General features: G+C 70.4%; 9 protein-coding genes and 1 pseudogene. 3 read left to right on the plus strand and 7 right to left on the minus strand.

Annotated elements, in window-relative coordinates; all coding sequences use genetic code 11:
• Positions 1-354: 354 nt before the first annotated feature.
• On the plus strand, positions 355-1,647 hold the full coding sequence (locus tag AC51EU_RS00825; protein WP_496264612.1) for a 3-deoxy-7-phosphoheptulonate synthase: 1,293 nt from the start codon (positions 355-357) through the stop codon (positions 1,645-1,647).
• A gap of 54 nt (positions 1,648-1,701) precedes the next feature.
• Here the strand turns inward: AC51EU_RS00825 and AC51EU_RS00830 are convergent, their stop codons facing one another.
• From AC51EU_RS00830 to AC51EU_RS00840, 3 genes and pseudogenes are all read right to left on the minus strand, one after another.
• A complete protein-coding gene (locus tag AC51EU_RS00830; protein WP_496264613.1) occupies positions 1,702-2,523 on the minus strand; it encodes an alpha/beta fold hydrolase in 822 nt (273 codons plus the stop codon).
• A 681-nt stretch (positions 2,524-3,204) separates the two neighbouring features.
• Positions 3,205-3,306: pseudogene (locus tag AC51EU_RS00835) on the minus strand (IS5/IS1182 family transposase); the annotation flags it as partial.
• 582 nt (positions 3,307-3,888) lie between these two features.
• Positions 3,889-5,493 carry an MFS transporter gene (locus AC51EU_RS00840; protein WP_496264614.1) on the minus strand — a complete coding sequence of 535 codons (1,605 nt, stop codon included), beginning with the start codon at positions 5,491-5,493 and terminating at the stop codon, positions 3,889-3,891.
• A 62-nt stretch (positions 5,494-5,555) separates the two neighbouring features.
• Between AC51EU_RS00840 and AC51EU_RS00845 the strand changes: the two genes are divergently transcribed.
• Positions 5,556-5,918, plus strand: a complete 363-nt coding sequence (locus tag AC51EU_RS00845; protein WP_496264615.1) for a winged helix-turn-helix transcriptional regulator — start codon at positions 5,556-5,558, stop codon at positions 5,916-5,918.
• A 282-nt stretch (positions 5,919-6,200) separates the two neighbouring features.
• On the plus strand, positions 6,201-7,058 hold the full coding sequence (locus AC51EU_RS00850) for an alpha/beta fold hydrolase (RefSeq protein ID WP_496264616.1): 858 nt from the start codon (positions 6,201-6,203) through the stop codon (positions 7,056-7,058).
• A gap of 682 nt (positions 7,059-7,740) precedes the next feature.
• Here the strand turns inward: AC51EU_RS00850 and AC51EU_RS00855 are convergent.
• The 4 genes from AC51EU_RS00855 to AC51EU_RS00870 all read right to left on the minus strand — a co-directional run bounded on the left by AC51EU_RS00855 (position 7,741) and on the right by AC51EU_RS00870 (position 13,002).
• On the minus strand, positions 7,741-7,902 hold the full coding sequence (locus AC51EU_RS00855) for a hypothetical protein (protein ID WP_496264617.1): 162 nt from the start codon (positions 7,900-7,902) through the stop codon (positions 7,741-7,743).
• A gap of 257 nt (positions 7,903-8,159) precedes the next feature.
• Positions 8,160-8,819, minus strand: coding sequence for a DUF4232 domain-containing protein (locus tag AC51EU_RS00860; protein WP_496264618.1), 660 nt, complete (start codon positions 8,817-8,819; stop codon positions 8,160-8,162).
• A gap of 350 nt (positions 8,820-9,169) precedes the next feature.
• Positions 9,170-12,520 carry a M48 family metalloprotease gene (locus tag AC51EU_RS00865; RefSeq protein WP_496264619.1) on the minus strand — a complete coding sequence of 1,117 codons (3,351 nt, stop codon included), beginning with the start codon at positions 12,518-12,520 and terminating at the stop codon, positions 9,170-9,172.
• A complete protein-coding gene (locus AC51EU_RS00870; RefSeq protein WP_496264620.1) occupies positions 12,517-13,002 on the minus strand; it encodes a hypothetical protein in 486 nt (161 codons plus the stop codon). The genes AC51EU_RS00865 and AC51EU_RS00870 overlap by 4 nt, the downstream gene beginning before the upstream one ends.
• Between the last annotated feature and the right edge of the window lie 218 nt (positions 13,003-13,220).

Raw genomic sequence — 13,220 nt, forward strand, 5'->3', positions numbered from 1 at the left:
GAATGCGAGCGCCGGCCCGGCCGGCCGCGGCACGGCTGCGTCTCGGTCAGAATGAAATGGCCGCAGTGGCCCGCGTAGTGATGCGACCGCTCCACGGTATCGGAACGCGTTATGTTGTCCACGGCTTCGGACGGCGCCCGACCGCCCGCGGATTCAAACATTTGCCGTCCCGGGCAAAGCCCATAGGATTCGCCCGGGACAGCCACCGTGAGAGATTCGGGCAAGGCGTCGATTCCGCGTCCGCCACACAAGCACCGCCATCGGGCGGCTTCAGTCCATTCGCACTGCCCGCCTGGTCCGCAACGACGCACTTCCTTAAATTCACCGTCATGCTGAGCTGCACGAGGGGGACCCTTGACCAGACAAGCACCTGCGGCTCCTCAGCCCGGCACCGCACGGCCCTCGCCGCTGCCGCACCACCTCAGGTCCGCGGTGGACGAGGCCCTCGCCCGACCCGCGGCACAGCAACCGCTGTGGCACGACCTGCAGGCCGTACGCCGGGTGCAGGCCGTCCTGGCCGACGCGGACCCGGTGGTACGCGTCACGGAAGTCGACCGGCTGCGGACACGCCTGGCCGCGGTGGCGACCGGCGCCGCGTTCCTCCTGCAAGGCGGCGACTGCGCCGAAACCTTCGCCCGGACGACCGCCCGGGAGGTAGCAGCCACCGCCGGCACCCTCTCCCGCATGGCCGCAGTACTGTCAAACCGGGGGCGGCCGCCGGTGGTGACCGTGGGCCGGATGGCCGGGCAGTACGCGAAACCACGCTCGGCCCCCGTGGACGCACTGGGCCTGCCCAGCTACCGCGGAGACATCATCAACGCCCTCGAAGCCACCGCCGAGGCCCGCTTACCCGACCCGGGCCGGATGTACCGCGCCTACACCCGCTCCCGCGCCGCCATGGCCGTCATCCGCTCCCTGCACACCACCGGACCCCCCACAGCAGCCCCCACCGACGACGAACTCTTCGTCAGCCACGAGGCCCTCCTGCTCGACTACGAAAGCGCCTTGCTGCGCGCCCACCACCACAACCCCGGCAAACCCGCACTCTACGACCTCTCGTCACACTTCCTGTGGATCGGCGAACGAGCCCGCCAACTCGACGGCGCCCACATCGCACTCGCCGAACTCCTCGCCAACCCCATCGGACTCAAAATAGGACCGTCCATCACCCCGGAAGAAGCCATCGAATACGCCGCACGCCTCGACCCCGACCACCAACCAGGCAGACTCACCCTCATCAGCCGGATGGGCAGCACCCGGATACGGGACGTACTGCCCGCAATCATAGAAAAAGTCACCGCCCGCGGACACACCGTCATCTGGCAGTGCGACCCGATGCACGGCAACACAATCAAATCCGGACAACTCAAAACCCGCCACTTCGACGACATCATCGACGAAATACACGGCTTCTTCGAAATCCACCACACCCTCGGAACCCACCCAGGCGGCCTCCACCTCGAACTCACCGACAACGACGTCACCGAATGCCTCGGCGGCACACAACACATATCCACCACCGACCTCCACCACCGCTACGAAACCGCCTGCGACCCCCGCCTCAACCGATCACAATCCCTTGAACTCGCCCACATCACAGCAGAACTGATCCACCCACCCCCCCACAACAAACCCAACCACACATAACACCCACCACACACCCCAACCCACCCACACCCAACGACGAACCCCCCACTCACATCACGAGGAGGTGCCGGCGGCCCGGGGACGGCGGTCCTGTGCCACATCGGTCAGGAAAGCATCCAGCTGGTCGGCCAGTTCCGCCATCCGCTGGGCCGTGATCACGTGCCCCGAGCGCAACTCCCCGAAGCGGGCCCCGGCGATGCCGTCACGCAGCTTCCTGTGGTGGCTCGGCAGGATGAACGTGTCGGCGCTGGTGCTGACCACCAGAACGGGAACTCGGAGACGGGACAGGTCCTCACGCACGTCGGCGCGTGAGAGCAGCTCGATGTGATCGGCCAGTCCCGGGGCCCGGCGGACGGGCATGCGGCCGAGCACCCCGTCCAGGCCCTGCCCGGCAAGAGCGTCAAGCTCCTCCTCCCGGAAACCCGAGACCAACCCCCACATGTCCAGGAGTGCCGGGTGGTCGATCAGGCCGTGCCACAACCGCGCGATCAGCCGAAGCCGTTGGTCCGCGTAGGCCGTGCCGGCCACCAGGGCCAGGGCGGTCACGCGCCGCGGGTGCCGGGTTGCCGCGCGCACGGCGACGGCGGCGCCCAGCGAGTAGCCGGCCATGGCGAAATGCTCGTGCCCCTCCTGCACGGCGGCGGCCACGTGCTGGTCGGCCAGCCCGTCCAGGGACAGCGGTGCGGAGGCACACGGCGTACCGCCCGACCCAGGCAGGTCGGGAGCAATGACGGTGAACCGTCCGCTGAGAGCCTTGATAACACCGCCCCAGTTCGCAGCGGCGCTGCCACCGGCTCCGTGAGCGAGGACCACTGCGGGGCCGTGGCCGCGCACGGTACGCGCGAGGGCGGCCGGGAAAAGCGCGGAAGAGGTCATATGCGGTGCCCTCCGGTCGTATGACGCCTCGCCCGGCGCACCGGGCCGGCAGTGAAAGAGCGGGCAGACGGTAAGGAACTCCTCACAGGCATGCCGCCGAAGACGCGGTCGAGTCGGAACGCAGCCGCCCGCCGACCAGCACCACCCGGCACCTGCCACCCCGCGACCACAGGGGCGGCATCGCGGCGGAAGCCTGAGCCACAGCCGCGTCCGCGACAGCAGCCGGACAACAGGCACGGCACCCCACCGGACTGGAAACAGCCACGCAGACCGCCCGCCGCAGACGCGAGCGGGCCTCCGTACCCGAACACGTGCAACGGCCCCGAACGCCCTGCAGGCCCGGCACAGGACCATCGCGGCGGGACACCACGCTGCCGTGATGCCGTGCTGGGGAGGGACGGAACTGCCCGCACGTCGCGGGCATTCACCAGGCTCCCCCACACCTTCCGTCCGGCCTCGGAAAAGCGCCACTCACAGAGCACTTCCGTCCCCCGTATCCTCGGGCGAGGACCTGTCGTGGTCAACTCAAGGAACAGATGTAACCGGACCGAAGACCGCTCTTCAAGACCACCGCCCAGCTCCCGCCCACGCGACTGCTCGCTCCCGGAACCCCGGCCGCAAGGACGCCCGACCGGGACCGCCATCACCGTCGAACGCCCGCCGAATCCCAGGGACCCGGCGCCGGGGCCTGCGGCGGGGGCGTCCACGCATGCCCCGGATCGGTGGGATGGCGTCCAACAGGGGCAGGGGTTGGGTGACGTCGTGGCGGTTGCCGCCGGTGAGCGTGACGGCAGGCCGGGGTTGCGCAGGGCCGCGGTGACCCGCTCCTGTTCCTTGCGTGCCGCGCTGTCGACGGCCCGCTCGGCAGCACGCCGTTCCCGGCCGGCAGCCACCCGCAGGCCCTTCACCTGCCGGCGGGCGGCGTCCAGGTCCTCGCACTCGGCCGCTTACCATGCGCTGAAGGCGTGCGCCCAGGTGCCGGGGTACCTGCACCGCCTGCAGACCACGAACACGACCAGGGCGACGACGATCAGCACCAGCCCCTGCGCCCCTTCCCGCTCTCCTCCCCCAGCCCGGGCACACCGGGAGCCACGCTGCCACGGCTGCCTTCGATGATCACCAGATCACGCCAACTCGCCTGCAAAAACAACCACTTCGACGACTTGAGCGATGACGCGGATAGCCGGCTTCGAGTCCGTATCTGCCGGCCAGCCCGGCCCTGGGCCCACACAGCGGGGCACTCTTATCGCTCCCCAAGTCGTTATCGCGACTGGGTGGGTCCGTACGCGGGCAGCGCCGCCTTGGCGCATTGTGATGCCGGCATCTGTCTCGGCAGCCGAGGCGCCTGCCTGACCAGCACATCCGTCAATCCCCGGCAGGGCTTTTCCCCGCCTTACGTGGGCGCAGCAAGATGGCCGCCATGAACGTGGTGGCGACGAGGCCGACCGCTGCGATCACCGCCACGGCCGTGAAACCGCGATCGTATGCCTGTCGGGCCGCGTACAACACGGCGTCCGCGGCGCGGGACGGCAGGCGTGTCACGAGATCCTCGGCTGCGACAAATGATTGTTCGGCAGTGGCGCGTTCGTCTGGTCCGAGGCCCGGTACCACGGGCAGGCTGGTGCGATAGACGGCAGCCAGGACGGCTCCGAGGACGGCGACGCCGAGGGCCGCGCCCAGTTCGAAGGACGTCTCCTGGATGGCGGCCGCCTCTCCGGAGCGTTCGGGCTGTGCGGCACTCATAATGGTGTCGGCGCCCAGGGTCATCACGATGCCGGCGCCGTATCCCGCCCCGAGCAGAGGTAGGAGAAGCATGCCGTAGTGGGCGGTGTCGCCGACGGCGGCGATGGCCGCATAAGCGGCGGCGAAGAGGGAGAGCGCGCCGGTGAGAGCCCAACGGTTGCCCCACCGGTTCGCCGCCCAGGGCGCGGTGATCGCGCCGACAGCATTGGCGGCGGCCAGGGGCATCAACGACAGGCCGGCGTGCAGTGGCGAGTAACCGCCCACCTGTTGCAGCCATTGGGTGAGGAAGAAGAGCAGGGCGACGTAGCTGCCGAAGCAGCCGATGACACATAGGGTGGCGGTGCTGAAGCGGCGTTCGCCGAACAGGGAGAAGTCCAGCAGCGGCTCTGCGAGGCGTCGCTGACGGCGGATGAAGGCATACAGCAGTGCGATTCCGCCGATGGCCGCGACGAGGATCGTGGTGTTCACCCCCGCGTGCTCACCGGCCTGCTTGAGTGCGTATACCACGCCCGCCAGACCGGCGACGGACAGCACCACGCTGGCCAGGTCCCAGCGGCGCGGGGCGGGGTTCCTCGACTCCGGGATGACGCGGACACCGACGGCCAGGATGACGACGATCACGGGGACGTTTACCAGGAAGACGGCGCCCCATCCCCACCTCTCGGTGACCAGCCCGCCGATCAGTGGTCCGATCGTTGCTCCCGCGCTGTGTGCGGAGGTCCACGCACCGATGGCGAGAGCCCGTTCGCGGTCGTCCGTGAACACGACCCTGATGATCGCGACCGTCGAGGCCATGATCATCGCCGCCCCCGCGCCGAGCGCAGCGCGCGCGGCGATGAGCTGTGCGGTCGACGTTGAGAAGGCACACGCGGCCGAGGCTAGGCCGAAGGTGAAGAAACCACTCAGAACCATGCGACGCCGACCGATGCGGTCCCCCAGCGTGCCGCAGGTCACGAGCAGGGCGGCAAGCACCAGCGAGTACACGTCGACGATCCACAGCAACTGGGCGGCGCTGGGCCGGAGATCCCGGCTCATGTTCGGTACGGCGACGTGCAGCACGGTGAGGTCGATACCGCACAGGAACAGGCTGCCCGACACCACAGCCAGTACCAGCCACCGTTGTCCCGGCGAGTTCTCAGGCGGCTTCCCTGGCACCTTCTTTGACGCGCGCACCGGGGCCAACACTTCCCTTTTCATCATATTCTCAGTTTCCGTGCGTACCGACATGGTCTGCAAGTACGGTCTTTCATGTTCCCTAGTACCATTCCGTATACCAATACAGGTCAGCTGTGCGTTCCCGTATCGATGATGCGCCGGATTACTGTGCCATCGAGTTCGCCATGGAGGTTCTCGGGGGCCGCTGGAAGCTGGCCATTCTGAAGCAACTGGTCTCGGGAACACGTCGCTTCGGTGAACTGAGACGGGCAATGCCGACCATCACCCAGCGCATGCCGACCCGTCAGCTGAGGGAACTGGAGGCTGACGGCCTGGTGACGCGGACCGTATACCGTGAAGTTCCGCCGCGGGTCGAGTACACACTGACCGATGGATTCACGGTTGAGGCTGGCTCCAAAGAAGCCGCTCATGGGTCCGGCAGCAAGTCCTGCCCCGTATCCCGGCCAGGAAATATGCGGCTTGTAGAGCACCGTTGAACGGTGCGGAGCGTTCCCGCAAAGCTCGATATTCCGAAAACATGTCGGCGACCCGGGGGAATTGAGGGAACTGATCCGGCAATCTCCGATGGAATGTGTTGTTCGAGCGGACGCGGCGGCGTGGTCCGTGTCGTGGAACCGACCCTAGAGGACCGGCAGGCACGGTGAACGAGCACCCCAACGACCGGGTGTGCCCGTGAAGGGCCAGTCATCCACACGGCAGCCGTGTATCGAGACTTATTCTCAAGGGAGTTGATGTACCTCAGCTTCGGGAGGACGGCTATGGCAGCCGTGCGCGTGACCGTGTGGGACGACCGCGATCGGGGCACGGGAGGCCGGGTGCCGACAGTTTCGGGGGCTCCTGTGGCCCCGGCGGCCGCTGCTGCCCCCGCCCTCTTCATCCACAACATCTTCACCTGGGGCAGCGACTCCATGTATGGGTTTGCCGGGCAGCGGCCCCTCGCGGACAGTCGGCGGCTGCTTCTGATGGACCGCCGGGGTTACGGTGACAGCCCGGACACCGTGCGCAGCGACTTCGATGTCGACGCCGAAGACGTCGTGGAGGTGCTTGGCGACGGGGCCTGCGCCGCGGGGCACGGCGGCGCGCACCTTGTGGGGCACGGGAACGGCGCCGTCACCGCGCTCATTGCCGCCGCGCGCCGGCCCGACCTGGTCCGCTCCCTCGCCCTCATCCAGCCCTCTGCCTTCACCGCGGCCGCGCACCATCCGGTCGTCGCCGACCTCCTCGACCGGGTGCGCGACGGTGCCCCGGGCATCCCGGACGGTGTCACGCCGGAGCAGTATCTGCGTGCGTCCACCGAGGGATTGGGGATGGCCATGCCCGAGCCCACGCCGCGCCGGCTGCGTGCCGTTGCCACCTCCATGAAGGAGCGGCCCATCTGGGAGGCGGAGATCCCGCTGGAGGTGGTCCGGGGCGCCGCCCTGCCGGTCATGGTGATCTGCGGAACCTGGGAGGACGCGCCGGCCGCGTACCGTGAGCACGTGGGGACTCCCCTCATGGCCGTGGCCGAGTCCCTCACGGACTCCCTCGGGGGTCGTCTCCTGCGGGTACCCGGGTACTACCCGCACACCCAGGAGCCCGCGGCCGTCAACGCCGCCCTGCGGGAGTTCTGGGGCTGACCCGGTACCGAATACCGTCCCGCGCGGCCCTTGCCCCACCAGATGCCGGGGTCCACCGCCTGCCGGTGCCGGGCCCAGCGCGCGGACATGGCGCCGCCCGATGGCGGCTGACCGGGCAGTCGGTCTCAGTCGAACAAACCGACTGCCCTGTCCTGCACTACAGAGACCCGGACCTGTTCGAGAAAAGACTTACTGATCGGCCACCGGGCCTGCTTCCGATGATTGCGGGCTGCGCGCAGGGGCGGAGGTTGACCAGGCTGGGGTCGCCGCCGTTGGCGATGGGCTTGCCTCCGCCGTTGGCGATTCTCCGCTTGAGGCCGCGTTGCCGCATATACCTCTCGCGCTCGTTTGTTGCGGAGGATTCTGCGGGTGTCATCGTACTGCTTGACGCAGGGACGGCACCGATCCCGTAGTCGTAGAAGCCGAAGTCGTAGAAGCCGGCGGTGAGCAGCGCGACGTTGAAGCAGACGGACAGCCCGCCGACGGCCCAGGTCGCCCCCGAGCCCCTGCCGTCCCCGTCCGCCGGGCAGGGACAGCAGCAGGCGGACACCGCCGGTATGCCACTCGGTTCACCCTTGCGGCGTCCCGGCGGGCGGATGCGATGAGCAGCCTCAGTCGCTGCCCGGTGGCCCGTACGCTTCGGCGAGGGGCATTGCTCAGTGGAGTGACCGGCCCTTGATCGTCAGGAACCGCACTCGCGGTCGGCGTCGCACTGCCAGCCGGAGAAGCCGCCTTCGCGGGGGTGGTCGATGTCGTGGTCGAGCTGGAGGAGACCCCAGGCCACCCAGGCGGTGAAGGCGATGCAGAGGGCCAGTCCGGTCCACAGGAGCAGCTTCTTCGGCAAGCCGCCGGGCTTCACATCGGCCTCACGGGGGCCGAGCGTGTCCTTGCCGTCCCGGTGCGGCGCGTCGTGCGTGGGTACGGGCCGGGGGTTTGCGGGCGGTTCCGGTCGCCGTTGTCCAGCTGCTGAGTGCCGGCCGTTCACGAGCGGGTCTTCATCTCGTCGGACGAGCCGGACACGATTGCCGGCACACCGAAGTCATGACGACGGAGTTCGGGACGCGCCGTGCCGCACGTCCCGGACTCGCCGTCTCACGGCCGTCAGAAGTCGTACGGCTTCTTGGTGTTCCAGTTCAGTACATCGGCCTCGTTCCACCTGAACTGCGGCTTGTCGCCCTTGGCGTCGACGGAGTAGAAGGGACCGACGTGTCCGTCCGCGCCGCGCAGCGCGATGGCGAACGACTTCGCCGTGTGGTTCTTCGAGCCGTAGTCGAAGAGGTTCACCGCGCTGTACGCCTTGCCGCCGGGCCGGAGCGTGATGTGCTTGTCGCCGCCCGGGTTGTCCTTCTTCGAGTGCGGCAGCGCGGGGCCGTCGATGTCGTCGCCGAGCTTCACGGCCGGGTACGAGGTGACCCAGCACGGCTTGCTTCCCTCGTTCGACGCCGTGACCAGCAGATGGTCGCCCTGCTGCCCGGCGAACCGGTGCACCGCCGTGACCAGCATCTCGTCGCCGCGGCACTGCGCGGCGCCGGCCGTCGTGCCCTTGCTCGCGACCTCTTCCGTCCCGCCCGAGGCGGTCGCCGAGCGCACGCCCGCCTTGGCGTCCCCGCCGGACGCGGAACGGCTCTGCGCGGTACCGGCGGCGTTGTCGCCACCCGCGGCCTTCGAGTCGGCGTCGGCGCCGCCACAAGCGGTCAGGCCCAGCGCCAGCGCGGCGGTGACGGCGGCCAAGGCGGCGGTACGAATCCGGGAAGTGCGCATGATCGGGTTCCCCCTGTGTTTCGTGCGGGAATTTTGTTTGGTCACTCCCGCAAGGTGGACACCACTTTTTCCGGAGCCGCTGACGTTCCGGAAACGCCTCGCTAACGTCCCGCGAGCTCACCGTGCGCGACGGCCTTCGGCGGAGCCTCGGCGGTCATGTGCGCCTGGCCGTGACGACGAAGCGGCGGGAAGAAGCCCCTTGGTCAGGTGGTCATGGTGCGTTTCGGCGATCCGGGCGCCGGTCGGACCGAGGTTCGCCGGGCCGGGCCGGTCGTGTCACGATCAGCCTGGTCTCCTCTTGTGCCCACCGCCACGGCGATCACGCTGTCGGCGTAGACGGCCCCTCCCCCTCACGACGTCGGCCTCCACGTCATCCGACGAAGCGCCGGATCCAGCAGCTCATGGAACGCGGCAAGTTGCCCGACGCTCCGGACGATGCTGCTGAGGCCCGTGTTGAAGCGGTTCGGGTCGCCCCGTTCGATTCCCTGGCGGCAGATTTCCCCGCCGGTCTCGGCCGAACGGGCGGCCTGCCGCCACGCCTTCGCCATCGACGTGTTCGGGACCGGGCGGAGCGTCCGTGCGCGGCGGGCGTCGGCGGTCCAGTGCTCGCACGGGGTGGCCAGGGCGGAGAAGGAAGAGGCGTCGGGTTTCCGGGAGAACCGCCGCATCGCGGCGAGCAGTTCCTCGCGGTCCTTGTCCACGTCGTTCATCAGCGGGCCGCCGACCGTCACCCACCACACGGCGACATCCACGTCGTTGGGTGTGGCGCGTGCCGTGGTGGTGGGCGGGTCGCCCGCCGTGGCCCGCGGTCCGGGGCCGTCGGCGCCGGGCAGCATGCCGCTGAGCATCGTCACGGTGGCGGCGCAGACCACCGCGATCGCCGCTCGCCGCCGCCAGGGACGCCCGGAGGACGAGGGGACGGGCCCACCGCCGCGCCAGAGCCGACGGATCGCGTTCGCCAGGACGGTGAACGCCACCGCGCAGGTGCCCAGTTCCAGGAGGGCGGGCAGCAGGACGGAGCCGGTCACGTACCAGGCGGCACCGGGCCGCCACCCGCACGTTTGGGTGAGGACCCCTGGGCTTCCCGGGCAACCGTCCGTCGCCTGAAGAAGGAAGGCCGCGGCCGTGCCGGCCAGCAGGCCGCCGCCGACCAGGGCCGCGGACACGGCGGGACGGTGCCGGCGCCGGGCCACCCACCACACCAGGAGGGACGCGGCCACCAGCCCCGACGCGACGGCAAGTTGGCTGCGGGTGACCCAGTTGATCCAGTCGGACGACGTATCGGCGGGCCGCTGGACGTGCAGCAGGACACGGGCCAGCAGGACGGCCACCGGGAACAGGAGACCGCAGGCGACCGTCACCACGACCATACGACGGGTGGACGGCCGCGCCCGGTCAGGTGCCCCGGGAGCAACCGGGACCGCGGCGACGCGCTTGCCCCGGGCGCGCCACCACGCCGCCCCGGCACCGACCACCGCCGCCACCAGAGCCAGGTAGAAACCGACCCCGAGGGTCAGCGGGCCGATAACCGGATACAACAGCTGCCAGGCAGGGGCCGTCTTCCAGCCGCACACCCGGCTGAACACCGCCTGCTGCGGAAGACAAGCATCGGTGGACATCAGAACATAGGCACCACACAGTCCGACCAGTACCGCGGCGCCGGCGGCCACCAGCGCGACCGGCAGCCCGTACGCGGGGGCACGGCCAAGGACAAACCCGGCCGTCAGCGCGGCCGCCGCACTCAGGGCGAGGCTGACCAGCAGTACGGTGACCAGCCCCCCGCCCTCACCCCACGACTGCGCGCCCTGGTGGTGGAGCCACCAGCGCACCGCCACCAGCATGGTCACGGCCAGCGCTCCCCCGGCCGCGCCGCGCGCCGCCACCCAGCGCAGTGAGGGCAGCGCGGCGACGCCCCGCCAGGTTTCCGCCGCGTCGCCGAGGGCCGCACGCACCCACCGCGGGGTTCCCGCGACCGGTCGGCGCGCCCAGGCCGCCAGGGGGAAGAGCCACAGCAGGGCGGCTCCGATCACCGCCAGCGGAGCGCTCCCCTTGATCGTCATCGCCGTGCCGAGGACCGGGAACACCGCGTGCAGCCGGGAGAGGCCAGGGTCGTCGGCGCCGATGATCTGGTCCAGGTGGTCGGCGCCCTCGCTGAGTACCGGCAGGCCCAGCAGGTAGAGGTTGCCGACCTGGTACCAGAAGGTGAACCAGGACCCGAGGACCACGAAGAACACCGCGAGGGCGCCCAGCAGCGTCCACCGTGGTGTCCGGCCCCGGCAGCGGGCCGCCCACAGTTCGGCGCAGCGGGCGGCCCACCAGCACAGCAGGGCCCCCGCCACGACCAGGACGAGCAGCAGGCCGGGGCGCTGCGGCAGCCAGCCGTTGCCCGACGAGCGGAACGTCAGCAGTTCGCCCGCCACCAGGCCCGCGCCCAGCCAGCAGCCCGCGGCCAGTCCCGAGGGCGCCGGACGGCCCGTCAGTACGGCGTGGACGGCGGCGCGCCACAGGGCGACGCCGGTGATGGCGGTGATCGCGGCGGCGGTCAGCCAGGCCGCGGTCGTGGTGACGGCGTGGTCGAGTGCCGAGGAACCGGTCTGCACCGTCAGGGCGGAGACCACTTCCATGGCGGCGAGCGCGTTGAGGAAGATCATGACGGGCCGGGCGCCGAACAGGGGTTCCGGGTCGCGCAGCGCGTCCGCCCGTTGCGACCAGTCCGGATGCGGCCGCCACAGCGACACCACCCGCCGCAGCGCACCGCGTACGCCCCGGGCGGGCGGCGTCTCGTTGCCGTGCGAGGGGAGCACTCCTCCCCAGCGGACGGCGTCCAGGTCCGCGTACAGCTCGCGGGTGCGCAGCACGTCGGCGCGGGCGAGCAGGACCAGCAGGACGAGAAGCACCGGATGCACCAGGCCGCGCAGTCCGATCTGCCATTCGCCCTGCCAGATGGCCAAGGTGCCGGAGAGGTCTCCGAGGAAGCCGTTCGGCAGGAGGCACAGCACGGTGTACGGGGTGAGCACCAGTACGGCGAAGGCCCGCCACAGTGCCTCCGTGGCGCAGGCGATGTCCACGTCACGGTTGCGGACATGGGCCAGTTCGTGGAGCACCACCGTGCGGAAGAGCGCCGGATCGCGCTCGCGCAGCGCGATCAGCCCGGCGTTGAGGCAGACGGTGGCCCGTCCCCAGCGTCCGAAGGCCACCCCGCCGGCGGTGACGGCTCCCGGGCGGATCACGAAGCCCGCGCGTCCGGTGACCTCCGCGCGCCGTGCCAGCGCGGAGAGGTCGGCGGCGAGGCGGTCGTCGCGTACGGGGACGAGGTGTCCGCGGCGGGTCTTCCAGGCAGGGGTCCACCAGTAGAGGGCGAGTGCCGCGGTGAACACCACGGCGGTGCCGCCGAGCACCCACTCCCACGGGAAGGTGGTGTACCGCTGCACGCAGTCCGAGAACGCCTGGCCGCGGGCGCCCCGCAGCGGCAGGTGCGAGAACGGCAGACGGCCCCCGGTCACCTTCTCCCCGACGGCGCGCAGGCACACCGGTACCGGTGCGCTCACCCCGTACGGCCCGGCCTTCGGTGCCATCAGCCCGATGAGATGGGCGCTGCTGGCCGCCACGAGCAGGACGAGCAGCCCGAAGCGCAGGGTGGTGCCCGACACCACCGTCCTGCGGTCCGGGCCGGCGACCGTCCCGGCGCCGGGGCCGCTCACCGGGCCGGTCCCTCGGCCTCCGCCCCGTTGCGCAGTTCGTCCATGGCCAGCCGGACCGCCACCGCGTCGGCGACCGCGACGGACCGGGCGCGGCTCACTCCGGCGGCCCGGCACCTCTCGTTGACCATGTGCCGGATCTCCTCGATCCGTTCGGGTGTCATCGCCGGGAGCGTCATCTGTTCGGCGCGCCGGCCGCCGCGCCGACGGCGCAGGCGTGCCTTGGCCCGGCCGAAGGCGCTGTCCACGGCGATCCCGACCGTGTGGCTGCCGGCCTCCGCCAGCACCGCCCACAGCACCGGGGTGACCAGCGCGACCGCCTCCGTGAGGCCGAATCCCAGCCGTTCCCGGGAACGGGCGCGTGCGGTGAGCGCGCGCCCGGCCCGCCCGTCGTCGAGCCCCTCCAGGCTTTCCAGTAACGGCAGTTCCTCGGAAGCCGCGTTCTCCAGAGCGAACCTGACCACCTCACGCAACGCCGTCGGCATCGCACCGCCCCCCTCGTCGACGCCCGCCGCCCCCATTCTCCCCGCGGCGGGGGCGCCATGGTAGAGGGCCGTCCTCCGGGGGCAAAGGGTCCGGCGTCGGTTCCGGACGCGGGGTCGTACCGGCCACCGGTGCCGTAGGGCGGTCGCGGCGAGAGGCCGCGGCGGCGCGCCGGGTAGGGTGGCGGCATGCTGTGACGTCTGCCCGGCATCCGGGCACC

It is taken from the genome of Candidatus Streptomyces philanthi, from assembly GCF_059553635.1.